The following is a 24,188-nucleotide window of genomic DNA, read 5'->3' as shown; positions in this document are numbered from 1 at the left end:
AATTATAGGGCGGGTGCGGGATCGATCACGATGCCCAGCTCGCCTCGCAGTTTTTTTGTCAGGCCGGCTGCCACAAGCTCATAGGAGCGGCGAACATAGTGCTCCACTTCTTCCCGTTCGAGCGGAGAATGATCGGCAATCGATATCCATTTGCGTTTGGCAAAATACGGCGCCTGGGCGATACCTTCGAGCGCAGTGAGGATTTCAAAGCTCTCCTCCGAGCATTTCACCACCAGCCGCCAGTCTTCCCGTTCGCCCAGCACGGCAAAGACCTTGTCGCCCACCTTGGCAACATGCGAATCCCATTGATCGACGAAACGCACGCCCGGCCATTCGCCAAGCATCCTGTCGAATGTCTTGCGATCAAAGATGGTCATGTGAGTTTCTCCGCGACAAAGGCTGCCAGACGTTTTGCCACTTCGGCCTTATCGAGATCCGGCCATGCCTCAACACCCTCAGCCGAAATGATTTTCACGCTGTTGCGGTCTCCACCCATGATTCCGGTTTGCGCCGAGACGTCGTTGGCGACGATGTAATCCGCGCCCTTGCGTTCCAGTTTGGCGCGACCGTTTTTTTCCACGTCCTGCGTTTCGGCAGCGAAGCCCACCACTAGCTTCGGACGGTTTTCATGGTGGCCGACGGTTTTGAGAATATCGGGATTTTCCGTCAGCTGGAGCGCCGGCGACGCATCACCTGGCTGTTTCTTGATCTTTTGTTCTGATGAACCCGCCACCCGCCAGTCGGCGACGGCGGCAACCATGACGGCGATATCCGCCGGCAGCCTTGAGATCACCGCGTCCCGCATTTCTTCGGCGCGCTCGATATGGATTACCGTCACACCGGCGGGATCAGCAATGGTCACCGGCCCGGAAACCAGCGTTACGTCTGCACCGAGTTCCGCGAGAGCCGCTGCAATCGCATGGCCCTGCTTGCCCGATGAACGGTTGGCGATGTAGCGCACGGGATCGATCGGCTCATGCGTAGGGCCGGAGGTCACGATCGCCGTCTTGCCCTTCAGGGGCTTCGTCCCCCCATCCAGCAGCGCTTCAACGGCTTGGACGATCTGTAAAGGCTCCGCCATTCGGCCGAGACCTGCCTCCCCCTTCTCAGCCATCTCGCCGGCCATTGGTCCGACGAAAAACACACCGTCTTTCTTCAGCGTATCGACATTGCGCATTGTTGGCTTTGCCGACCACATTTTTGGGTTCATCGCCGGCGCAACCAGCACCTTGCGGTCGGTCGCAAGAAGGACCGCCGAAGCTAGATCATCGGCCAAACCATGTGCCATCTTCGCCATGAGATCGGCGGTGGCGGGCGCCACGAGCACGAGATCGCAATCGCGCGCCAGCCTGATATGGCCAACATCCTGCTCGTCCTGCCGTGAAAAAAGCTCCGTGAAAACATGGGTGGCGGACAATGCACCAACGGCGAGCGGGGTGATAAATTCCTGTGCGCCTTTCGTCATGACAGGCGTAACCTTTGCGCCGCGCTCTTTCAGACGGCGGATGAGGTCGAGGCTCTTATAGGCCGCGATGCCGCCTGATATGATGAGGAGAATATGTTTGTCTGAAAGCGCCATGATGCCGGACCAGTTTCCCGTTTCACCGGGAAACTAGAGCATTTTCAGTGAAAACGTAATCACCTTCAATGCTCTAGCTCTTTGTTTTTCCACATTTCTGGACGGAAAGACGCTTGCGCATTTTTCCTGAAATGCTCGGCCCTTGGCATACAAAGTGCAACCGGCCGATATCACGCCGCCTTGGCGACGTGATATTCCTTGATCGCAACCATCTTGATAGCGGGGAAACGCTCGGATTCATAACGCAGCGAAAAGGCATCCTGCGCCAGAAATACCGGATCGCCATCCAGGTCGCGGGCGATATCGCCACGCTTGACGTTGAGGAACTTGTCCATTTCTGCCGGCTGATCGGACGAAATCCAGCGGCAGACCGAGAAGCGCGACATTTCGAAGGAAACCGGCAGGCCATATTCGCCCATCAGCCGTTCCTTCAACACGTCAAGCTGCAGCGCACCGACGACGCCGACGATGGCTGGCGAGCCGTCTTCCGGCGAAAAGAGCTGCACGACGCCCTCTTCCGCCATTTGCTGCAGGGCTTCCTTCAGCTTCTTCGCCTTCATCGCATCTTCCAGACGCACACGGCGCAGGATTTCCGGCGAGAAGTTCGGCACACCCTGGAACACGAGGTTTTCACCCTCGGTCAGCGTATCGCCGATGCGGAGCGTGCCGTGGTTCGGAATGCCGACCACATCACCTGCAAAGGCTGTGTCGGCCAGCTGGCGTTGCGAGGCGAAGAAGAATTGCGGCGCGGTAAGTCCCATCTGCTTGCCGGTGCGTGACAGGCGCGCCTTCATGCCGCGCTCCAGCTTGCCGGAGCAGATGCGGGCAAAGGCGATACGGTCGCGGTGGTTCGGGTCCATATTGGCCTGAATCTTGAAGACGAAGGCAGTCATTTTGTCTTCGGCCGCATGCACGGTGCGGGTATCCGCCACCTGATCGCGCGGCGGCGGTGCGAAATCGCCGAGCGCATTGATAAGGTCACGCACACCGAAATTGCGCAGCGCCGAACCGAAGAAGACCGGCGTCATATGGCCTTCGAGGAAAGCCTGCCGATCGAAGGGACGGCAGGCTTCCATCGCCAGTTCCGTTTCTTCGATGAAAGCATCGCGCTCATTTTCCGGCAGTCGATCCGCCACCGCCTGCGGGCCGTTAACCTTCATGGCCTCCACCTGCGTGTCGACGCCGCGGAACGTGCTGTCGGCAAGATGATAGGCGCCGCAGAAGGTTTTGGCGCGGCCGACCGGCCAGGTGATCGGCGCCGTATCGAGCGCCAGCTTCTCCTCCACCTCGTCCAGTATCTCGAAGGGGTCGCGGCTTTCGCGGTCCATCTTGTTGATGAAGGTGATGATCGGAATATCGCGCATACGGCAGACTTCGAACAGCTTCAGCGTGCGCGGCTCGATACCCTTGGCGGCGTCGATGACCATGATCGCCGCATCCACGGCCGTCAGCGTACGATAGGTATCGTCGGCGAAATCTTCGTGGCCGGGCGTATCGAGGATGTTGAAGACGCGGTCGTTATATTCGAAAGTCATGACCGAGGTGACGACCGAAATGCCGCGCTCGCGCTCGATCTTCATCCAGTCCGAACGGGTCTGGATGCGGTCCTTTTTCGCCTTCACCTCACCGGCAAGCTGGATCGCTCCGCCGAACAGCAGCAGCTTTTCGGTGAGCGTGGTTTTACCCGCGTCCGGGTGCGCGATAATAGCAAAGGTGCGGCGGCGGGAGACCGCCTCGGCAAGTGTTTCGGCCATCTGACAAATCCTGTGGAATTGCGGGGTATCTAGCGTTTCAGGCCCGGTTTTGCAATTGACCTTGCCGCGATCTCGGCAAACTAATGCCGCATGACCGTTCAAAACAACAATCTGCCTCCTCTTCGTCTCGCCCGCCTCGCCCACGGCGCGGGCCTTGAACTCCCCTCTTACGAGACCGGCGGCGCCGCCGGCATGGACCTGCGTGCAGCTGTGTCCGTGGGTGAGCCGTTGACCCTGAAACCCGGTGAACGGGCGCTGGTGCCGACCGGCTTCGTGTTCGAAGTTCCCGCCGGATATGAGGCGCAAATCCGCCCCCGCTCCGGCCTTGCCATCAAGAACGGCATCACCTGCCTCAATTCCCCGGGCACGGTGGACAGCGATTATCGCGGTGAGGTGAAAGTCATCCTCGCCAATCTCGGCCAGGACGATTTCGTCGTCGAGCGCGGCATGCGCATTGCGCAGATGGTCATCGCGCCCGTGACGCAGGTGACTGTTGTCGAAGTGATGGAAACTTCGCAGACGGCGCGTGGCGTCGGCGGTTTCGGCTCTACCGGCGTTTAGCGACACCCCTGGTGCAGAGGAGCGGACTGATTGTCTTTGCCCGGCATTTTCGCTATGGATCTGGCGGATTTTCAGGGAACACGATCATGACGCTGACCACCCTATTCGCTTATGCCACCGCTCTCTTCATCGCTGCCGCCATTCCCGGCCCCGGCATGACGGCAATCGTGGCGCGGGCGCTGGGTTCGGGCTTTCGGGAAACCTTTTTTATGGGTCTCGGGCTGGTGCTTGGCGACATGATCTATCTGACCGCTGTGATCCTGGGGCTGGCCTTCGTCGCGCAGACCTTTCAGGAGGCCTTCATGGTCCTGAAATTTGCAGGTGCGGCCTATCTTCTCTATATCGCCTGGAAGCTCTGGACCGCCGGTCTCTTGCCGCAGGACCTGAAGGCGAAGAAGAGCACCAGCATGTCCATGTCCTTCCTGTCCGGCCTGCTGATCACCCTCGGCAATCCAAAAACCATGCTTTTTTATGTGGCGCTGGTGCCGACGCTGATTGACATCCGTATGATCGGCCCTTCGGAATATGCGACGCTTCTTGCCATCACCTTTGTCGTGCTGATGGCGGTTCTCCTGCCTTACATCCTGCTTGCGGCCAAAGCGCGCAACCTCCTGAAAAGACCGAGCGCCCTGACAATTCTCAACCGCACCGCGGCGGGTATTCTGGCTGGAACAGCGACGATGATCGCCATCCGCAGCACGTAAAACAAATTCGTGCATTTCCGCGATCTGGCGTGAAATTATTCCCGCAATTCACGGATATTAGGACGAACGTTCGCTAGCTTGCGGAGGTTATTGCTCCTATTCTGCCGCTCAAATCTTGCAGTCTTTACACAGGAGAGCATCATGCCGGAAGCCAGAAAGCCCGGACGCGGTCGCGTCTATTCCTCGATTACGGAAACAATCGGCGATACACCGATCGTGCGGCTCGACAAGCTGGCGAAGGAAAAAGGCGTGAAGGCCAACCTTCTTGCCAAGCTCGAATTTTTCAATCCCATCGCGTCGGTGAAGGACCGCATCGGCGTCGCCATGATTGAAGCTCTGGAAGCCCAGGGCAAGATTACGCCCGGAAAGACGACGCTAGTGGAACCGACCTCCGGTAATACGGGGATTGCGCTCGCCTTCGCTGCCGCCGCGAAAGGCTACAAGCTGATCCTGACCATGCCTGAAACCATGTCGGTCGAGCGTCGGAAAATGCTGGCTCTCCTGGGCGCGGAACTGGTGCTGACCGAAGGCCCGAAGGGCATGAAGGGCGCCATCGCCAAAGCGCAGGAACTGGCAGAAACCCTGCCTGACGCCATCATTCCGCAGCAGTTTGAAAACCCCGCCAATCCGGAGATCCACCGCAAGACGACGGCTGAAGAAATCTGGAACGACACCGAAGGCACGGTTGATATTCTGGTCTCGGGTATCGGCACCGGCGGCACGATCACCGGCACGGGTCAGGTTCTGAAATCCCGCAAGCCCGAGGTGAAGGTGATTGCGGTGGAGCCCGCCGACAGCCCCGTTCTTTCCGGTGGCAACCCCGGCCCCCACAAAATTCAGGGCATCGGCGCCGGTTTTGCCCCCGCCATTCTCGACACCGGCATTTATGACGAGATCGTCACCGTCACCAATGATGAGGCTTTCGAAACCGCACGTCTGGCGGCGAGGCTGGAAGGCGTGCCCGTTGGCATCTCCTCGGGTGCGGCGCTGGCGGCGGCAATCAAGGTCGGTGCGCGTGAGGAAAATGCCGGCAAGAACATTGTCATCATCATTCCCTCCTTCGCGGAACGTTACCTTTCGACAGCACTTTTCGAAGGGCTTGGGCTCTAGCTCCCTTCTCGGCACCCGGTTGCGGAAGAGCGAATATTTGACGTGCCGCCGGTTTGCCGGCGGCACTTCTGTTTCAAGGCCCCTCATTCGGCCCATCACCTACCGAGCTGTTCAAACAGCATTTTACCCGTCATTCCCGGAACCGCCTGATTGACCGGCAGGCATAAGCGTCCTTCCCAGACAAAGTGCCCGTAGCTGGTTTTACGCCGCGGCGGTTAGCCTTTCGCCGGCGATACGATAGGACACTGCTTCGGCAATATGGATACGTCCAACCGTTTGTCTGCCATCCAGATCCGCCAGGGTGCGGGCCACCTTGAGAATGCGATGGTAACCGCGCGCGGAGAACTTCATGCGCTCCGCCGCATCACGGAGCAATTGCAGCCCGGACTGGTCCGGTTCGGCGTATTTTTCGATCATTGCTGTCGTGCAGCGGGCGTTGGTGCGGATGGCAGGGAAGCCCGCTGCCGCATAACGTTCCTGCTGGGCAAGGCGCGCTTCGGCGACGCGCGCCGCGACCACGGTGCTCGGTTCGGCCGTCATGGGCCGAATGAGATCGGCGGCGGAAACGGCGGGAACGTCGATACGGATGTCGATGCGATCGACAGCGGGCCAGAAATGCGAGCCTGATAGTCTGCCACACAACGTGGGCCTCTGGCACAGGTAAAACCCGGCTCTCCCGCCATACCGCAACGGCAGGGATTCATTGCCGCGACAAGCTGGATTTGCGCGGGATAGCTGACACGGTGATTGGCACGCGCAATAATGCATTCGCCGGTTTCGAGCGGCTGACGCAGGGCATCCAGCACCTGCGGCGAAAATTCCGGGAACTCATCCAGAAAAAGAACGCCATGGTGAGCAAGCGAAGCCTCGCCCGGTTTGGCCCGCAGCCCGCCGCCGATCAGGGCCGCCATGGTGGCGGAATGATGCGGCGTGCGGAAGGGCCTGCGATCCGAAAGCTTGCCACCCGACAATTGGCCGGCAATGGAATGGACCATGGACACTTCCAGCAGTTCTGCCGCCTCCAGCGGCGGCAGGATCGAAGGCAAGCGGGCGGCGAGCATGGATTTTCCCGAGCCGGGCGGGCCGACCATCAGCAGATTATGGCCGCCGGCGGCTGCCACCTCCAGCGCCCGCCGGGCGCTCTCCTGCCCCTTTATGTCAGCTAAATCAGGCAGATTGACCGGATTGGCGCGAATGGCGGGCGTCGGGCGCGAGAGGATCTGCGTGCCACGAAAGTGATTAGCGAGCGCAATCAGGCTGCGCGGGGCGAGAATATCGATCCCGGCTCCGGCCCATGCCGCCTCCGGGCCGCTATCAGCCGGGCAAATCAGTCCCTTGCCAAGCGCATTGGCCCCGATCGCTGCCGGAAGCGCGCCCGCAACCAAGCCGATAGTACCATCGAGATTGAGTTCGCCAAGGACCACGTAACGCCCCAGCGCGTCGGCCGGTATGGCTCCCAGGGCGGCCATGAGGCCAAGGGCAATGGGAAGATCGAAATGCGATCCTTCCTTCGGCAGATCGGCAGGGGCAAGATTGACCGTGACCTTCTTTGCCGGCAGCGCCAAGCCTGAGGCATGTAATGCCGCCTGCACGCGCTCTCGGCTTTCGGCGACGGCTTTATCCGGCAGACCGACAATCTGGATGCCGACCCTTCCCGGTGCGACCATGACCTGCACCTCGACAGGCACACCCTCTATGCCCTGAAATGCCACCGTATTGACCCGTGCCACCATGGCCTGCCCCCGCAAACCGCCGCGCTTTCAGAGCCTTATGCCCCATCCACGACCATTGCAAAGCAACGTGCCACAGCCCAAAGAATAAAACAAGAACATCCAGCGAACAATTTATCGCATCCGCTGTATTTTAGTTGTATCGAGTTGTATAGCCGGAACAAACCGAGAGCAATTTATGTCTCGTCAAAAATCCTGAGCTTCGCGCTTTTTCTCGATGGCGTCCCACAGCAGGCTCGCCACATCGGCGCCGCCGAATTTCCGCACCTCTCGAATGCCGGTCGGCGAGGTGACGTTGATTTCGGTGAGGTAATCGCCAATGACATCAATTCCAACGAACAGGAAACCACGCTCGCGCAGGGCGGGGCCGATACGGCTGCAGATTTCCTTTTCGCGCGCGGTCAGTTCCGTAGGCTCAGGCCGGCCGCCAGCGTGCATGTTGGAACGGGCATCGTTTTCCGCTGGAACGCGGTTGATCGCACCCACCGGCTCTCCATCCACCAGCAGGATGCGTTTATCGCCCTTGCGGACGTCGGGCAGATATTCCTGAGCAATGTAAGGTTCGCGGAACATCTGACCGAACATTTCCAGCAGCGAGGAGAAATTGCGGTCGTCCCGCGCTGAATGGAAGACGCCCGCACCGCCATTGCCATAAAGCGGCTTGAGAATGATATCGCCCATTTCGTTACGGAAGCGCGCGATTTCCGCGACATCCTTCGTGATCAGCGTCTTCGGCATGAGATCCGCGAATTCGGTGACGAAGATCTTCTCCGGCGAATTGCGCACCCAGGCGGGATCATTGACCACCAGGGTCTTCGGATGAATGCGCTCCAGCAGATGGGTGGAGGTAATATAGGCCATGTCGAATGGTGGATCCTGACGCAGATGGATGACATCCATCGTGGAAAGATCGACGCGCTCCGGTTCGGAAAGCGAGAAATGGTCACCCTTGATGTCGCGCAGTTCCATCTGCTCGACGGTCGCGTAAATCTTGCCGTCGCGCATGGAAAGGCGGTCGGGCGTGTAATGGAACAGCCGATATCCGCGCGCCTGCGCTTCAAGGCTCATGGCGAAGGTGGAATCACCGCCGATGTTGATGCCGGAGACATGATCCATCTGGATCGCGACGTTCTTGATCTTCGCCATGCGCATGTTCCTCTCGCAGCATACGGACGCCTGCGATCCGCCATGCCGTGTCTCATCTTTCAAGCGTTCCGGCAGGACCGGAAGAGACCCGGAAATGCTTCAGAAAACTTGAAAGATGTAGGGCAGCGACCATTCAAACGCAACTGCTGCGAGCCGTGGTTTCTGTGAGTTTTATTGAACCTTCATAATTCCTGCGGCGAAGGCACACCCGCGCCCGCCAACGGCATGGGCGACGGCTCAGGCTGCCAGCTTGTAGGAGCGACCGGCGAACAGCTTGTTCTTGACGCGATAGGCAAATGCCAGCGCCGTGGGGAACGGACGACGCATGAAGGCAACCTTGCGCACATAATGATCAACACGCCAGGTGGCCCATGTTCCGGCCCTGAAATAAGCGACGTCACCGACCCGCAGGATGCTGACCGAGCCGTCCTCGGCCGTCACATGCACCTCGCCTTCCAGAATATAGACGGTCTCATCCCAACCGAAGAACCAGCGGAATTCGCCTGCAGTGCAATCCCACATGGCGGTGCTTGAGGCACGGTCGCCGCTTCGGGAATGATCCGCAGCACGTGCCTGCGGGTTGCCGGCAATGATCCATTCAGGATTGATGGGCGCCGGCTGAAGCCGCAGATCGGTGCAGGATGCGCTGACCACGGCATCGTCTTTTTTCCGACGCAGATAGGCCGGCAATATCGGCACCGTACGGATAGCCATGGTTGCGGCCGCCGCGAACATCATTTTGAACGACATATGAGAAAACCCCCGTGAAATATTGGAGGCCTTCTATCATCGGGATCGTAACAAACCAGTTTTGACAATCGGCGCAATTTTAGCCATCGCGCCGATTTCAGGTGACGCAATCAGGCCGTCGCCAGTTGAGCATCCTGCGCCACCGTCTGTTCCGCTCCGCTGGCGATACGCTTGCCAGTTTCGCTGGCGAAGAAGTGCAGTTTTTCCGGAGCAATCGTCACCGAAAGCGCGGACGGAACCTCGACGTCAGGCGGAAAGGCCACGGTCAGGCTCTGATCGCCGATCATGCCGTGTATAAGGCGTTGCGAACCCAGCTCCTCAATATAATCCACGCGAAGTGCGAAACCCTGGGCGTCAGCAGCAGCGAGACGAAAATCTTCCGCCCGCATTCCAACAGTCACCGGGCCGGACGTGGGGGCAAAGCCATTGAGCGCAAACAGCGACGGCCCGATGGCAAGGCTATCGCCGTGCAATTCGGCGCTGAGAAGATTCATGGCCGGAGAGCCGATGAAACTTGCGACGAAGGTTGAGGCAGGCGTGTGATAGACATCCAGCGGCGCACCGATCTGCTCGATACGGCCGCCATTCAGCACGACGAGGCGGTCGGCCAGCGTCATGGCTTCCAACTGGTCATGGGTAACGTAGATCGATGTCGTGCCGAGACGTTTTTGCAGCCGCTTGATTTCGCCGCGCATGGAAACACGCAGCTTGGCATCGAGATTGGACAGGGGTTCGTCGAACAGGAAGGCAGCAGGCTTGCGAACGATCGCGCGCCCCATGGCGACGCGCTGACGCTGACCACCGGAAAGGGCGCGTGGCTTGCGGTCCAGATAGGGTTCGAGTTGCAGCATACGCGCCGCTTCAGCCACACGGGCGTCAATTTCCGCCTTGGGTGTCCTGCGGTTCTTCAGCCCGTACTCCAGGTTCTCGCGTACCGACATGTGCGGGTAAAGCGCGTAGTTCTGGAAGACCATGGCGATATCGCGGTCGGCCGGATCGGTCTGGTTGACCACCCGGTCGCCGATCTTCACCGTGCCTTCTGAAATATCCTCAAGCCCGGCGACCATACGCAAAAGCGTGGACTTGCCGCAGCCGGAGGGACCGACGAGAACGATAAACTCGCCGTCCTTGATGTCGATATCGACGTGATGCACGGCGCGCACGCCGCCATGATAATCCTTGCAGACCTGACTGATTTCTATCGCGGCCATTTCGGTCTCCTTATTTATCGCTCTCGGTCAGGCCCTTGATGAACCAGCGCTGGAAAATAACGACGATCAGCACGGGTGGCAGCATGGCCAGCACGGCGAGCGCGAAAGCTTCGTTGTAATCGGGGATTTGCGAACCGACCCAGACCTGCAGGATCGACTTGATGCCACGCATCAGGGTGAAGAAACCCTCATCCGTCGTCATCAGCATGGGCCAGAGATACTGGTTCCAGCCATAAACGAACATGATGATGAAGATCGCCGCCATCATCGTGCGCGAGAGCGGAATGAGAACGTCGATGAAAAATTTCACTGGCCCCGCACCATCGATACGGGCAGCCTCCAGCAGCTCCTCAGGCACGGATTTGAAGAACTGCCGGAAATAGAAGGTGCCCGTCGCCGAAGCGAGAAGCGGCACGATCAGACCGGTATAGGAGTTCAACAGTCCCAGTTTGCTCATTACCTCGTAGGACGGCATGATGCGCACTTCGAGCGGCAGAAGCAGCGTGGTGAAAATGATCCAGAAGGCGAGCGTCGCAAAACGGAAGCGGAAATAGACGATCGCATAGGCCGCCGTCATCGACAGGACGATTTTGCCGACGGCAAAGCCGATGCCGAGGATCAGCGAATTCAACACCATGTTCAGGCCTGTAACCTGTCCGGTGAAACCACCCTTCTGGGTAAGGACCTTCTCATAGGTTTCGATGAAATTGTCGCCGGGAATGATCGCAAGGCCGCTGCGGTGAATTTCAGCCGCCGTGTGGGTGGACGTCATGAAGGCCACGACAACAGGCAGGATCAGAAACAATGCGCCAATGATCAGCACCAGATGATCGAGGGGTTTGGTCTTGTACATCGTCTTTTCCCTCAATTGTAATGGATGCGCTTCTCGATGAAGCGGAACTGGATGATGGTGAGGACGAAAACGACCAGCATGAGGATGACGGACTGGGCCGAGGAACCGCCGATGTCATTGCCGCGGAAACCGTCGAGGAACACCTTGTAGACCAGCGTGATCGGGTTGTTCGCGGCCTTGTCTTTCACCATCACGTCGATGACACCGAAAGTGTCGAAGAGCGCATAGGTGATGTTGATGATCAGCAGAAAGAAGGCCGTGGGCGCCAGGAGCGGCATGATGACGGTCCAGAACCGGCGAAAGCCCGAACGGCAATCGATGGACGCGGCTTCCCGCACGGAGACCGGAACGCCCTGGAGACCGGAGAGGAAGAAGATGAAGTTGTAAGGAATCTGCTTCCAGACCGCGACAACGATCATGGCAAAGGCCGTATCGAAATAATTGAGGCCGACCTTCATGTCCCAACCGAGAAACGCGGCCATCTTCACGAAGGGGCCGATATGCTGGTCGAAAAACATCATGCCGATAAGGCCGGCGACCGGCGGCGCAATGGCGTAAACGGAAATCAGCAGCGTCTTGTATGTCGAACTGCCGCGAATGACCGCATCCGCCTTGACGGCGAGCAGCAGGCCGAGCGCCAGCGAAAAGAAGGTGACGAGCACGGTGAAGACTACCGTGAATTTCGCGATGCTGAGATATTCGGGGCTGAAGATCGCATCCGAATAATTGGCGAGTCCAACGAAGGAAGCGCCGAACCCGAACGGGTCTTCGATATAGAAAGACGAATGGATGGCCTGAACGGATGGCCAATAGAAGAAAATGAAAATCACCGCAAGCTGCGGTGCCAGAAACAGATAGGGCACAAAGGACGAAGAGAACTGCACGCGCTTCATGCCGGCTTCTGCGGGCTTGGCGGGTTTTCCAGCCTTTGCGGACCGACCGGAGAAAAACCGGCGCGGTTGAGACGATGTATAGGCCACGCTTGCGCCTCCTTATCCAGAAGTGAGCCTCCCTTCCGTCAGAAAGGAGGCTCGACAAGATCAACGGTTTCGAAGAGATCGATCAGCCGGCCGTCTTGGCGAACCGGGCCAGAAGGTCGTTGCCTTCCTTCTCGATGATTTCGAAAGCAGCCTTCGGCGTGACTTCGCCGGAGAAGATGCGGTTATATTCGCGTTCCATCACGGCGCGGATCTGCGGGTAGAAGCCGAGGCGATAACCCTTGGACCAGTCGCCACCCTGCAGTGACAGCTGCTGGATGCCGACTTCGGCGACCGGCTTTTCCTTGTAGTAGCCTTCAGCCTTGGCCTTTTCATAAGCGGCCTTGGTGATGGCGACGTAACCGGTTGCCTTGTGATAGAAGACCTGGATTTCCGGCGAGGTCAGGAACTGGAAGAAGTCGGCCACGCATTTGTTTTCGGCTTCGGACTTGCCCGACATTGCAAAGAGGGCGGCGCCGCCGATGAAGGAGTTGGTGCCCGCGCCCTTGATGGAGCCCCAGTAAGGGAGGAAAGTTGCCGAGAATGGCATTGTGGCCGTCTTCTGAAGGCCGCCGAAGGAACCCGACGAACCGATCCAGAGTGCTACCTTACCTTCTTCGAAGGGCTTCTGGTTGTCGTTCCAGCCGGCGCCGTAATAGGCAAACAGGCCCTTGTCCTTCCAGTCCTTCAGCTTCTCGAACATCATGACGAGGTTCGGGTCGGTGACCTTGAGCTTGGTGTCGGTGACGCTGTCGTAACCATTGTTGTTCGTGGCGAACTGGATGTTGTTACGCGAGAAGAAGTTCTCCGTGAACTGCCAGGTCAGCTGCGACTGGACGAGCGGAATGTAGCCGGCTTCCTTCAGCTTCGGCGCGACCTTTTCAAAGTCTTCCCAGGTCTTCGGAGCTTCGACGCCGGCCTTCTTCAGGGCCTCGTCGTTGATGTACATGATGGGAGCGGAGGAATTGAACGGCATGCCGACGAACTTGCCGTCAGCGGCAGCGTAGAAGTAGCGCACGCCGTTGATAAAGGCGTCGCGATCGAACTTGTAACCGGCCTTGGTGATCAGGTCTTCGGCAGGAATGACCGCGCCCTTGGCGTTGATGATGGTGGCAGCACCTGCATCGAAAACCTGAAGAATGTTCGGCTGTTCGCCCGAACGGAAAGCTGCGATGCCGCTGGCGAGAGCTTCTTCATAGGAGCCCTTGGAAACCGGCGTCAGCGCGCATTCTTTCTGGGCTTCGTTGAATTTCTGGGCGACTTCGTTGATGACTTCGCCGTTACGGCCGCCCATGCCATGCCACCAGGTGATGTTGGTCGCAGCCATGGAAGAGGTCGCGGAGATGCTGACAGCCACAGCGGCCATGGAAATCTTCTTGAACATATCAAATCCTCTCCACCATTTATTGGGGTGAGGATGCGAATAGAGAGGTTCAATGACGCCTCTTTGACAGTTCCATGTCAGATTTATTACAGCGGCGGATGAAAATCTCAGTCGGATATGCGTTTCAGGGGCCGCGCCGGGTTCCCGACCACCGTCACGCCTGCAGCGACGTCGCGTGTGACGACCGAACCGGCACCGACAATCGCACCGTCACCCACTGTCACGCCCGCAAGCAGAATCGCTCCACCGCCGATCCAGACGTCGCGACCGATGGTCACGGGTTTTGCGATTTCAATGCCTTGGACACGCGGCACCGGGTCGAGATGGTGTTCCGCACAGTAAATCTGCACCGCAGGCCCCAGCATCGCGCCGTCGCCTATCGTTACCTTAGCGGAATCGAGAATGGTGCAGCCCGCGTTGAGATATACATTCTTTCCCAGCGCGATATTAAAGCCGTAAGCGCAATGAAACGGCGCTTCGAGAAACGCGCCTTCCCCGACAGAATTAAACAGCGCGCGCAGCAGCGGTGCAATTGCCCCGCGCTCATCCGGCGGCATCGTATTGTGCTGGTGGACGGCCCCTCGTGCGCGCCGGCGCAATATATCCAGCTCGCCATCCATGCAGCTGTACCATTCGCCCGCGGCCATTTTTTCACGCTCGGTGGACATCGTCTCCCCTTCAAAAGGCATCGATAAAATGCTGCGGCAGACCTCGCGGCAGAATGGCGACGATATCGAAGCGCAGTGAAAGCCGCCCGGCATCGCCGTGGCGGGCCAGCCACAGGTCCGCAGCCGCCCGGATGCGTTGCTGCGAATGAAAGCCGACGGCATCGATCGCGCTGATGCCGGACGGCCGGGCCTTGACCTCCACAAACGCGACGACGTCCGCCTTGCGGGCGACAAGGTCAATCTCCCCCAGCCGGGTGCGATAACGAATGGCGAGAATGCGATATCCCTTCAGCAGCAGAAAAAGTGCCGCCCAATATTCCGCAGCATGACCACGCCGCTCGGCTTTTCGTCTTTTATCGTTTCGCCAGTTAGCGGCCATCCGCTTCCTTCATGTCCAGCAGCCTTTGATAAAGCTCCTTGCGCGGCAGGCCCGTCAGCTTCGCGGCTTCGCCTGCAGCCCTTGCGGCGGGCATGGTGGCGACCAGATCCTTCAGCAGCTTCTCGACATCCTCGATATCGGGAATCTCGTCATAGGAAGGCGGCTCCACCAGAAGCACGATCTCGCCCTTCACTACACGGTCACCGTCATAGTAATCCGCAAGCTCACCGAGCGTGCCGCGGCGGAATTCCTCGAACGTCTTGGTCAGCTCGCGGCAGACCACGGCACGGCGCTCACGCCCGAGCACTTCCGATGCGACCTTGATGGAAGCGCTGATGCGGTGCGGTGATTCAAAAAAAATGAGGGTCGCGGGGATTTTCGCCAGTTCGGCAAAACGGTCGCGCTTGCCGCGGTCCTTTACCGGCAGGAAACCCGCAAACAGGAAGGCGTCACTTGGCATGCCCGAACCGACCAGCGCGGCTAACGGCGCCGAGGCGCCCGGCACCGGCACGACGCGATGCCCGGCCTCGAGTGCAAGCTGGCCAAGCCGGTAACCGGGATCGGAAACAAGCGGCGTTCCCGCATCCGACACCAGCGCCACGGATTTTCCTGCTTCCAGCGCCGCGATGAGCTTTGGCCCCACTTCGTTCGAATTGTGCTCGTGATACGCAAACGGACGGGTACGGATACCGTAACGCTCGAGCAGGATGCGCGTGACGCGGGTATCCTCGCAGGCGAGAACATCAGCAGAAGCCAGCGTCTCCAGCGCGCGAATGGTAATGTCGCCCAGATTGCCGATGGGGGTGGCGACGAGATAAAGCGCGCACTCCAGCGGACGCGCGGGAACTGTGGCCGCCCCGATCCTGAATTCCTTCACCGCCTGCCTGGCGTCAATCTTCGATGTTTCTTCCGTCACACGGCTTCCAATCATTCTTGCCGATCATTTCCGGCCGGTCGCTCCAGTTATTCCTCTTTATGGGCAATTGAAAACCGGCGAACAAGGGCAACAGGCGGCGCCAGCCTGTGGATCATGCTGTATAGCAGCAAAATGACCCGCGGCAGACGAACTCGGCTCTTGCATTCTCCGCAATAACTCTGCCATTTTGCCCGTCCACATTATCCGGCATTTGCCGGTGAAGACTCTTCTTGCCGATCCGGCGGTGGCCGGTTCGCAACGGTTGAAAGCGGTAGTGTCCATGCGTATTACTCTTGAGCGGTCGAACCTTCTGAAATCGCTGAACCACGTCCACCGGGTCGTCGAGCGTCGCAACACGATCCCGATCCTGTCGAACGTTCTGCTGCGCGCTTCCGGCGCCAATCTTGACATGAAGGCGACCGACCTCGATCTCGAAATCACCGAAGCGACCCCGGCCATGGTGGAGCAGGCGGGCGCCACCACCGTGCCGGCACACCTGCTTTATGAAATCGTGCGCAAGCTGCCGGATGGTTCCGAGGTGCTTTTGGCGACCAATCCGGACGGTTCCTCCATGACCGTTGCGTCCGGCCGCTCGAAGTTCTCGCTGCAATGCCTGCCCGAGGCGGATTTCCCTGACCTGACCGCCGGCACCTTCAGCCACACCTTCAAGCTAAAGGCGACCGATCTGAAGATGTTGATCGACCGCACGCAATTCGCGATTTCGACGGAAGAGACACGTTATTACCTGAACGGCATTTTCTTCCACACCATCGAAAGCAATGGCGAGCTGAAGCTGCGCGCTGTCGCAACCGATGGTCACCGTCTGGCACGCGCCGATGTGGATGCGCCGTCCGGTTCCGAAGGCATGCCTGGCATCATCATTCCGCGCAAGACTGTCGGTGAATTGCAGAAGCTGATGGACAACCCCGAGCTTGAAGTCACCGTCGAAGTCTCGGATGCGAAAATCCGCCTGACCATCGGCTCGGTCGTTCTGACCTCGAAGCTGATCGATGGGACTTTCCCGGATTACCAGCGCGTGATCCCCACCGGCAACGACAAGGAAATGCGGGTCGACTGCCAGTCTTTCGCCCAGGCTGTCGATCGCGTTTCGACCATTTCGTCCGAACGTGGCCGCGCCGTAAAACTCGCCCTCACCAATGGACAGCTCACTCTTACCGTCAACAATCCCGATTCGGGCAGCGCGACGGAAGAAGTCGCCGTCGGCTATGACAATGATTCGATGGAAATCGGCTTCAACTCGAAATATCTGCTCGACATCACCTCACAGCTTTCCGGTGACGACGCGATTTTCCTTCTGGCAGATGCAGGGTCGCCGACGCTGGTTCGTGACACCGCCGGCGACGATGCCCTGTATGTTTTGATGCCGATGCGCGTGTGAGTACGCTGATTTCTTTCCATTTTAGCCAAAACGCCGGTGGATCGCTCCGCCGGCGTTTTTTGATTCGATTATCGTCATCTTGGACCCGGAGGCGAATTTTCCCAGTTACGACATTTTGCCTTGTTTTTGCGCCAAATGGGATCAACATTGCGTAACAGTTTTTTGACAATGACCAAATGCATCTGAGGGGAATTATGGCACTTAACCTGAAGCAACGCCTTGAACAGAAATTCGAGGAAGAAATTCGCTTTTTCAAGGGCATGGTCAGCCAGCCGAAAAAAGTCGGCGCCATCGTACCGACATCGGCCATCACAGCGAAAAAGATGGCGAGTGTCATCAATCCCCATTCCGGCCTGCCGGTTCTTGAACTCGGCCCAGGCACGGGTGTCATCACCAAGGCCATCCTGGCGCGCGGCATCAAGCCGGAGAATTTGACCGCCATCGAATATTCGACCGATTTCTATAATCAGCTGCTCAAAAGCTACCCCGGCGTCAACTTCGTCAATGGGGATGCCTTCGATCTCGATGCGACGCTCGGCGAACACGGGCATCAGATGTTCGACAGTGTCATTTCAGCCGTGCCCATGCTGAATTTTCCGATGGCCGCCCGCATCAAGCTTCTCGACGAATTGCTGAAGCGCGTGCCGCATGGCCGCCCCGTGGTGCAGATATCCTATGGCCCGATCTCGCCGATCGTCGCACAGCCGCATCTTTACCACATTCGTCATTTCGATTTCATCGTGCGCAATATTCCGCCGGCGCAACTGTGGACCTATACTCGGGCCTGACGTCCGGCAGATCGAGAAAATCCGTCATTTCCCGGTCGTAGCGCATGGTTAGGGTGTCGATGCCCTTTCCATGGCCTTTTGGGGACCGATTGCCGTGCATGCTCTCTACATTACCCACCCTCAAGTCAGAATCGATCCGGCTGTTCCCGTTCCTCAATGGGGGCTTTCGGAAAGAGGTGCCGAGCGGGCGCGAGAGGCAGGCCGCCTGCCTTGGGCGCTGGCATTGCGCCATATCGTTTGCAGCGCCGAGACGAAGGCGATTGAAACCGCCCGTATCCTTGCCGAGACATCCGGAGCGGAGATAGAAATCGTCGAGGAGATGCATGAAAACGACCGGTCCTCCATCGGTTTCCTGACGCCACCGGAATTCGAGAAGGCGGCGGACTGGTTCTTCGCTCACCCGCAGGAAAGTTTTCGCGGCTGGGAGCGGGCAATCGATGCGCAGGCGCGGATTGTCAATGCCGTCAGAGCTATTCTTGACCGGCACGATACACATCGGCCTATCGCCTTTGTCGGCCATGGCGGTGTGGGCACACTTCTGAAATGCCATATAGAAGGCCGCCGCATCAGCCGCAGCGAGGACCAGCCACCCGGCGGCGGCAATCTCTTTCGCTTCTCCATCGCCGACTTTTCACTTGCAGCCGCCTCCCCCGCATGCGACTGGACGGCAATGGAAACATGGCAGGGATAAGACAATGACCGCGCGCGAAAAACTCATCGTCGGGCTCGATGTTCCGACTGTGCAGCAGGCCGAAGACATCGTTTCAAAAATCGGCGACGAGGTTCTTTTCTACAAGATCGGTTATCAGCTCGTCTTCGCCGGCGGTCTGGAATTCGCGCGCGACCTTGTCCAAAGCGGCAAGAAGGTCTTCCTCGACATGAAGCTGCTCGATATCGACAACACCGTCGCCTCCGGTGTCGAAAACATCGCCCGGATGGGCATGTCGATGCTGACGCTGCATGCATATCCCAAAGCCATGCGTGCTGCCGTCAAGGCGGCGGAAGGTTCCGGCCTCTGCCTGCTCGGTGTCACGGTGCTGACGTCGATGGATGACAGCGATCTGGCCGAAGCCGGTTACGCCGCGGATGCCCGTTCGCTGGTGCTGCGCCGCGCGGAACAGGCGCGCGAGGCGGGCATGGGCGGCATCGTCTGCTCGGCGGAAGAATCGACCGCCGTGCGCGAAATCCTCGGCCCCGATCTTGCCGTCGTTACCCCTGGCATTCGCCCCGCGGGCGCCGATCTCGGCGATCAGAAACGGGTGATGACGCCTTACGACGCCATCAAGGCTGGTTCGAGCCACCTGGTCGTCGCCCGACCGATCGTCAGGGCGGAAGATCCCAAAGCGGCGGCCCGCGCCATTCTCGATGACATGCTGCGCGCCAGCTTTCCAGCCAATCAATAATGACGACAGGAGGAGATGAAATGGCAAAGGGATATTGGATCGCCCGCGTCGATGTTCGCGACAGCGAGCGTTACAAGGACTACGTCTCAACGGCAAAACCCGCCTTCGAGCGGTTCGGTGCGAATTTCCTCGCTCGTGGCGGTGCTTTGACCGAGCTTGAGGGCAAGGCACGGGCGCGCAACGTCGTCATCGAGTTTCCTTCGGTGCAACACGCCATCGATTGCTATAATTCCCCCGAATACCAGGCAGCCGCCAAAATCCGCCAGGAAGTCGCGGATGCGGAAATGGTGATCGTCGAGGGAATTTGACCGTCGTCAACCCTATGTCCCAAACCCGCCTCTTCCCGGCGAGAACATCTCTTCCCGTGCGCGCGGCTTTGGGCTAAGAGACTGAAAAACGCTTTATCGACAGCTTCTGAGGAGCCTCCCATGACCTTGGCCAACCTTCCACCCCTCGTCACCGTATTCGGCGGTTCGGGTTTTGTCGGGCGGCATGTGGTGAGACTGCTCGCCAAGCGCGGTTATCGCATTCGTGTCGCCGTGCGCCGACCCGATCTCGCTGGCTTTTTGCAGCCGCTTGGCAATGTCGGCCAGATTTCCTTTGCGCAGGCCAACCTGCGTTACCGCGATTCCATCGTCAAAGCCGTGGAAGATGCGGATCATGTGGTCAATTGCGTCGGCATCCTGACCGAAAGTGGCCGCAACACCTTTGACGCCGTGCAGGAATTCGGCGCGAAAGCCATCGCCGAGGCCGCCCGCGATGCCGGCGCCACGCTGACGCATATTTCCGCCATCGGCGCGGAAGCCAGTTCGCCCACGGGTTACGGCCGCACCAAGGGCCGCGCCGAAGCTGCTATCCATTCCGTTCTGCCCGCCGCCGTTATCCTGCGTCCTTCGATCATCTTCGGACCGGAAGATGATTTCTTCAACAAGTTCGCGAAGATGGCCCGCGGCATGCCCTTCCTGCCGTTGATCGGTGGCGGAAAAACCAGGTTCCAGCCGGTTTATGTCGAGGATGTCGCGGAGGCCGTCGCCCGTAGCGTTGACGGCAAGCTGAAACCCGGCGCCATCTATGAGCTCGGCGGCCAGGATGTGATGACGTTCCGCGACTGTCTTGAGGCCGTTCTTGCCGCCACCTATCGCGAACGTCCGTTCGTCAATCTGCCTTTCGGCGTTGCCTCGATGATAGGCAAGGTTGCTTCGATGGTGCCGCTGATCACGCCACCGCTGACATCCGATCAGGTGACCATGCTGAAAAAGGACAACGTCGTTTCCGCCGAGGCGGAAAAGAACGGCCTGACGCTGGAAGGCATCGGCATTACGCCCGTTCGTGTTGCGTCTGTTCTGCCGTCCTACATGGTGCAATATCGCCCGCACGGCCAGTTCTCGAATGCGGGCAAGGCGGCCTGAGCTCTGCCGCCATGCGGCACCTACTAGAAAGGCGGGACTTGTTCCCGCTTTTTTTGTGCATTCTTCATCGCAACCAAACCGCTTTCGGTGCATTTCTCCTTCGATAACGGGAAGGAGACGACATCAATATCGGAGCGAGCGAGCCGCTGGAAAAGGTTAACGGCGGAAAGGTCTCCGCAGGCAAGCGTGGCACAAGCGCAACTGTGGAAAAGACTTCGCATTAACCCGGTATTCAACAAGCTGCTTTATTGATATTCGCCACATTCCAAACATATCCCGAACCCTCAATTCACACACGGCGGCACGATCCGCGCGAACGAACGTCTGAAAGGCAATCATAAAATGGGCAGATCTATCGCACTCTTTTTTGCGTGTGCGGCTTTGGTGGTTCTGGCGGGTTCATTCATGGCACCGGGCACGGTTGCAGCGGGTAAGAGCGGTTGTGCTCCGGCTTATGGCGTGGACCCCTGCGCGACGGCTTCGATCAGCACCAACTGACCAGCCTTTAGAAGTTTAAAAAAAGCGCCGCCGGTTTTCCGGGGCGCTTTTTCTTTTTCAGACCATATAAATTAAAGCCTCAGCCCAGGACCAGAAGCGCGATAAGTCCCAGCGACCCGATGGCGATGCGCCACCAGGCGAAGGGCGCGAAGCCCCGTCGCGAGACGAAATCCAGGAGCGAGCGAACGACAAAAAGACCCGAGACGAAAGCGGCGATGAAGCCGACGGCGATCAGAGCGCCGTCATCGAAACTCAGGGCATCGCGGTTCTTGTAAAGATCGAGCGTGAACGCGCCGAGCATGGTCGGCATCGCCAGGAAGAACGAAAATTCGGCGGCGGAGCGCTTGTCCGTGCCCATCAGCAACGAGCCGACGATCGTGGCACCGGAACGCGATGTGCCGGGAATCATCGCGAGGCACTGGAAGAGGCCGATCTTGAATGCAAGCGACGGCGGATAATCCATGATGTCGGTATATTTCGGATTCAGCGGCATGCGGTCGACGGCAAGCAAAATGACCCCGCCGATGATCAGCACCACGCAGATGAGCATGGGCGTTTCAAACAGCACAGTCTTGATGAAGTCATGCGCCAAGGCGCCGATGATGGCCGCCGGCAGGAAGGCGAGAGCGACGGCCAGCACGAAGCGGCGCGCTTTCGCGCTTGTCGGCAGAGCGAGCGCAATCGATACAAGCTTTTGGAAATAAACAAGAAGTATCGCAAGAATCGCACCGAGCTGGATGAGAACCGCAAAGGTGTTGCCGGGTGATTTGAAGCCGAGGAAGTGCCCGGCCAGCAGCACATGCGCCGTTGAGGAAACGGGAATGAACTCCGTCAGACCCTCGATGATACCCAGCAGAAGCGCGCTGATGATCGATTGGTCACCCATGGGGAATCCTTCTTTTCAGGGGGGAAGTGGCAATGGAAGGCAATTGCGTTAAACTTGTTTTAAAGTAGCCAAGCTCTTATAGCGTCTTGATGAAGCGAAACTGAAAAAGTTTTCCGGCAGATGCCGATCATGACAACCAATCGTAAAAATTGAGTACCGATGCCAACTCTCTATCACTCTCCGATGTCGACCGCATCCCGGTTCGTTCGTCTGATCCTTGCGGAATACGGGTTCCAGACCGATCTCGTGGAGGAGCAACCGTGGGAAAGACGGCGGGAGTTTCTGGCGCTCAATCCGGCCGGCACCCTGCCGGTCTATCTCGACGACAATATGCGCTCCCTCAGCGGGCCTTACGTGCTTGCGGAATTTCTCGATGAAACCCATGGGGTTTTGAAGCGTGACAGGCGTCTTCTGGCGGAAGACCCGTTTCAGCGGGCGGAAATTCGCCGCCTGACGGAATGGTTTCTGCAGAAGATGGAAAATGACGTGACCCGGCCGCTGGTACGGGAGCGTGTTTACAAATTGCAGATGACGACCGCGCAAGGCGGCGGCCCGCCGGATTCCAAATTGCTGCGCACAGCCCGCAACAATATCCGCCAGCACATAAAGTATCTGGAATGGCTGGCCGGTTCGCGCACATGGCTGGCGGGTGATCGGCTGAGCTATGCCGATCTTGCCGCCGCAGCCGCGGTTTCGGTTCTGGATTATCTCGGCGAGATCAACTGGCTCGAGGCACCCATCGCCAAGGAATGGTACCAGCGGGTGAAATCCCGTCCGTCCTTCCGGCCGTTCCTGAGCGAGCGTATTCCACGCCTCGCCCCCTCCTCCCATTATGCCGATCTGGACTTTTAAGTTCAGCCTTTCGGTTGTTTGCTGCGGCCCGGGACTGCGCCTATATATGACGCGCAACAACCCGCAGGAGAGACTACCATCGACGTTGCCGACGAGAAGCAGCGGATACGCGCGCGCAAACTGACGGATTTCATTCGTCACGAAGCCCTTTCGCTTGGCTTCGATCTATGTCGCGTCACAGCGCCGGACAGCATTCCGCTCGCACCGGAACGGCTGAGAGAATTTCTCGGCAAAGGTTATCACGGCACGATGGCGTGGATGGAAGAAACCGAGGCCCGGCGGGCGGAGCCGAAAACGCTGTGGAGCGATGTACGCTCCATCGTCATGTTCGGCCTCAATTATGGTCCCGACGAAGACCCGCGCAATCTGCTCTCGAAACCGGACAAGGCAGCCATTTCGGTCTATGCCCGCAATCGCGATTACCACGACGTCATCAAGGGGCGGCTGAAGGAAATCGCCACGCGCTTCGCCGCACGCGCCGGCGAGGATGTGAAGGTCTTCGTCGACACCGCCCCGGTGATGGAAAAACCGCTCGCCGCCGCCGCCGGTCTTGGCTGGCAGGGCAAACACACGAACCTCGTCAGCCGCAGCCATGGTTCCTGGCTGTTCCTCGGCAGCATGTTCACCACCGCTGATCTCTGTCTCGATGAGGCCGAGAAGGATCATTGCGGCTCCTGCCGGGCCTGTCTTAATGCCTGTCCAACGGCGGCCTTTCCCGCCCCCTATCAACTCGACGCCCGTCGCTGCATCTCCTATCTCACCATCGAGCACAAGGGGCCAATTCCGCATGAGTTTCGGCCGATGATGGGCAATCGCATCTACGGCTGTGACGATTGCCTCGCCGCCTGCCCATGGAACAAGTTCGCGGCCAGCGCCTCGGAAATGAAATTGCAGGCGCGCGAGGATCTGAAAGAACCGTCCATCGATTTCCTCCTGACATTGGATGATGCTGCCTTCCGCAGCTTTTTCAGTGGCTCTCCCGTCAAACGCATCGGCCGTAGCCGATTTATCCGCAATGTGCTGATTGCGGCCGGCAACTCCGGAAACCGGCAGTTCGTGGAACGATGCAAGGCTCTTGCCGAAATGGACCCTTCGCCGGAGGTACGCGGCATGGCCGCGTGGGCTTTATCGCGGCTTATGGACAGACAGGAATTCCGTACATACTCTGCCACGCGCGCACCGGAGACTGATCCGGAGGCGGAAATGGAATGGCAATTGGCAGAGGCGTGAA

At 58.7% G+C, this 24,188-nt stretch carries 24 protein-coding genes and 1 pseudogene; 11 read left to right on the top strand and 14 right to left on the bottom strand.

Annotated features, from left to right (window positions below; all coding sequences use genetic code 11):
* Nucleotides 1–2: 2 nt before the first annotated feature.
* The 3 genes from HQN82_RS13590 to HQN82_RS13580 form a co-directional block, all read right to left on the bottom strand.
* Complete coding sequence (locus tag HQN82_RS13590) at nt 3–377, bottom strand: MmcQ/YjbR family DNA-binding protein (protein WP_004439515.1); 375 nt, start codon at nt 375–377, stop codon at nt 3–5.
* A complete protein-coding gene (gene coaBC, locus HQN82_RS13585; protein ID WP_112766084.1) occupies nt 374–1,579 on the bottom strand; it encodes a bifunctional phosphopantothenoylcysteine decarboxylase/phosphopantothenate--cysteine ligase CoaBC in 1,206 nt (401 codons plus the stop codon). The genes HQN82_RS13590 and coaBC overlap by 4 nt, the downstream gene beginning before the upstream one ends.
* A gap of 170 nt (nt 1,580–1,749) precedes the next feature.
* Complete coding sequence (locus HQN82_RS13580) at nt 1,750–3,333, bottom strand: peptide chain release factor 3 (RefSeq protein ID WP_022555492.1); 1,584 nt, start codon at nt 3,331–3,333, stop codon at nt 1,750–1,752.
* 90 nt (nt 3,334–3,423) lie between these two features.
* Between HQN82_RS13580 and dut the strand changes: the two genes are divergently transcribed.
* The 3 genes from dut to cysK all read left to right on the top strand — a co-directional run bounded on the left by dut (nt 3,424) and on the right by cysK (nt 5,708).
* A complete protein-coding gene (gene dut, locus HQN82_RS13575; protein WP_004439510.1) occupies nt 3,424–3,894 on the top strand; it encodes a dUTP diphosphatase in 471 nt (156 codons plus the stop codon).
* An 86-nt stretch (nt 3,895–3,980) separates the two neighbouring features.
* Nucleotides 3,981–4,598, top strand: coding sequence for a LysE family translocator (locus HQN82_RS13570; protein WP_006699689.1), 618 nt, complete (start codon nt 3,981–3,983; stop codon nt 4,596–4,598).
* A 141-nt stretch (nt 4,599–4,739) separates the two neighbouring features.
* Entirely contained in the window at nt 4,740–5,708 is a 969-nt protein-coding gene (gene cysK, locus HQN82_RS13565) for a cysteine synthase A (protein WP_006699690.1), read from the top strand.
* A gap of 201 nt (nt 5,709–5,909) precedes the next feature.
* Here the strand turns inward: cysK and HQN82_RS13560 are convergent.
* The 10 genes and pseudogenes from HQN82_RS13560 to rsmI all read right to left on the bottom strand — a co-directional run bounded on the left by HQN82_RS13560 (nt 5,910) and on the right by rsmI (nt 15,737).
* Nucleotides 5,910–7,441: pseudogene (locus HQN82_RS13560) on the bottom strand (YifB family Mg chelatase-like AAA ATPase).
* Nucleotides 7,442–7,624: 183 nt separating this feature from the next.
* On the bottom strand, nt 7,625–8,584 hold the full coding sequence (gshB, locus tag HQN82_RS13555) for a glutathione synthase (RefSeq protein WP_045532983.1): 960 nt from the start codon (nt 8,582–8,584) through the stop codon (nt 7,625–7,627).
* Nucleotides 8,585–8,821: 237 nt separating this feature from the next.
* On the bottom strand, nt 8,822–9,334 hold the full coding sequence (locus HQN82_RS13550; RefSeq protein ID WP_004439501.1) for a cupin domain-containing protein: 513 nt from the start codon (nt 9,332–9,334) through the stop codon (nt 8,822–8,824).
* 110 nt (nt 9,335–9,444) lie between these two features.
* A complete protein-coding gene (locus tag HQN82_RS13545) occupies nt 9,445–10,545 on the bottom strand; it encodes a sn-glycerol-3-phosphate import ATP-binding protein UgpC (protein WP_045532985.1) in 1,101 nt (366 codons plus the stop codon).
* Nucleotides 10,546–10,555: 10 nt separating this feature from the next.
* Nucleotides 10,556–11,398 carry a sn-glycerol-3-phosphate ABC transporter permease UgpE gene (gene ugpE, locus HQN82_RS13540; protein ID WP_112635906.1) on the bottom strand — a complete coding sequence of 281 codons (843 nt, stop codon included), beginning with the start codon at nt 11,396–11,398 and terminating at the stop codon, nt 10,556–10,558.
* Between the two features lie 11 nt (nt 11,399–11,409).
* Nucleotides 11,410–12,378, bottom strand: a complete 969-nt coding sequence (locus HQN82_RS13535; protein WP_020011090.1) for an ABC transporter permease subunit — start codon at nt 12,376–12,378, stop codon at nt 11,410–11,412.
* An 82-nt stretch (nt 12,379–12,460) separates the two neighbouring features.
* Nucleotides 12,461–13,759, bottom strand: coding sequence for an extracellular solute-binding protein (locus tag HQN82_RS13530; protein WP_022555483.1), 1,299 nt, complete (start codon nt 13,757–13,759; stop codon nt 12,461–12,463).
* A gap of 107 nt (nt 13,760–13,866) precedes the next feature.
* Nucleotides 13,867–14,427, bottom strand: a complete 561-nt coding sequence (locus tag HQN82_RS13525) for a sugar O-acetyltransferase (RefSeq protein ID WP_112766083.1) — start codon at nt 14,425–14,427, stop codon at nt 13,867–13,869.
* A gap of 10 nt (nt 14,428–14,437) precedes the next feature.
* The gene (locus tag HQN82_RS13520) at nt 14,438–14,806 is read right to left on the bottom strand and encodes a YraN family protein (protein WP_004439484.1); all 369 of its coding nucleotides are present in this window, start codon (nt 14,804–14,806) and stop codon (nt 14,438–14,440) included.
* A complete protein-coding gene (gene rsmI / locus HQN82_RS13515) occupies nt 14,796–15,737 on the bottom strand; it encodes a 16S rRNA (cytidine(1402)-2'-O)-methyltransferase (RefSeq protein WP_112766082.1) in 942 nt (313 codons plus the stop codon). The genes HQN82_RS13520 and rsmI overlap by 11 nt, the downstream gene beginning before the upstream one ends.
* Nucleotides 15,738–16,002: 265 nt before the next feature.
* On the opposite strand from rsmI, the gene dnaN reads away from it, so the two are divergent.
* From dnaN to HQN82_RS13485, 6 genes are all read left to right on the top strand, one after another.
* A complete protein-coding gene (gene dnaN / locus HQN82_RS13510) occupies nt 16,003–17,121 on the top strand; it encodes a DNA polymerase III subunit beta (protein WP_173614977.1) in 1,119 nt (372 codons plus the stop codon).
* 194 nt (nt 17,122–17,315) lie between these two features.
* The gene (pmtA, locus tag HQN82_RS13505; RefSeq protein ID WP_006699699.1) at nt 17,316–17,909 is read left to right on the top strand and encodes a phospholipid N-methyltransferase PmtA; all 594 of its coding nucleotides are present in this window, start codon (nt 17,316–17,318) and stop codon (nt 17,907–17,909) included.
* A gap of 94 nt (nt 17,910–18,003) precedes the next feature.
* Nucleotides 18,004–18,600: a histidine phosphatase family protein gene (locus HQN82_RS13500; RefSeq protein ID WP_173615022.1), complete on the top strand. Its 597-nt coding sequence runs from the start codon at nt 18,004–18,006 to the stop codon at nt 18,598–18,600.
* 4 nt (nt 18,601–18,604) lie between these two features.
* Nucleotides 18,605–19,312 (top strand): orotidine-5'-phosphate decarboxylase, encoded by a 708-nt coding sequence (pyrF, locus tag HQN82_RS13495; RefSeq protein WP_004439469.1) that lies wholly within the window; start codon nt 18,605–18,607, stop codon nt 19,310–19,312.
* Between the two features lie 20 nt (nt 19,313–19,332).
* Entirely contained in the window at nt 19,333–19,620 is a 288-nt protein-coding gene (locus tag HQN82_RS13490; protein ID WP_004439466.1) for a DUF1330 domain-containing protein, read from the top strand.
* A 120-nt stretch (nt 19,621–19,740) separates the two neighbouring features.
* Nucleotides 19,741–20,721: a complex I NDUFA9 subunit family protein gene (locus HQN82_RS13485; RefSeq protein ID WP_173614976.1), complete on the top strand. Its 981-nt coding sequence runs from the start codon at nt 19,741–19,743 to the stop codon at nt 20,719–20,721.
* 577 nt (nt 20,722–21,298) lie between these two features.
* Here the strand turns inward: HQN82_RS13485 and HQN82_RS13480 are convergent.
* The gene (locus tag HQN82_RS13480; RefSeq protein ID WP_037089424.1) at nt 21,299–22,105 is read right to left on the bottom strand and encodes an undecaprenyl-diphosphate phosphatase; all 807 of its coding nucleotides are present in this window, start codon (nt 22,103–22,105) and stop codon (nt 21,299–21,301) included.
* 159 nt (nt 22,106–22,264) lie between these two features.
* On the opposite strand from HQN82_RS13480, the gene HQN82_RS13475 reads away from it, so the two are divergent.
* Together HQN82_RS13475 and queG are read left to right on the top strand one after the other, a co-directional pair.
* Nucleotides 22,265–22,957: a glutathione S-transferase family protein gene (locus tag HQN82_RS13475; RefSeq protein WP_006699702.1), complete on the top strand. Its 693-nt coding sequence runs from the start codon at nt 22,265–22,267 to the stop codon at nt 22,955–22,957.
* A gap of 78 nt (nt 22,958–23,035) precedes the next feature.
* Nucleotides 23,036–24,187, top strand: a complete 1,152-nt coding sequence (queG, locus tag HQN82_RS13470; RefSeq protein ID WP_072494847.1) for a tRNA epoxyqueuosine(34) reductase QueG — start codon at nt 23,036–23,038, stop codon at nt 24,185–24,187.
* Nucleotide 24,188: the final 1 nt, after the last annotated feature.

Origin of the sequence: Agrobacterium pusense, from assembly GCF_013285525.1 — a bacterium.
GTDB classification, from domain to species: Bacteria; Pseudomonadota; Alphaproteobacteria; order Rhizobiales; family Rhizobiaceae; genus Agrobacterium; species Agrobacterium pusense.
The sequence above is the reverse complement of the archived record's forward strand: the minus strand, read 5'-3'. Positions and strand labels throughout refer to the sequence as shown.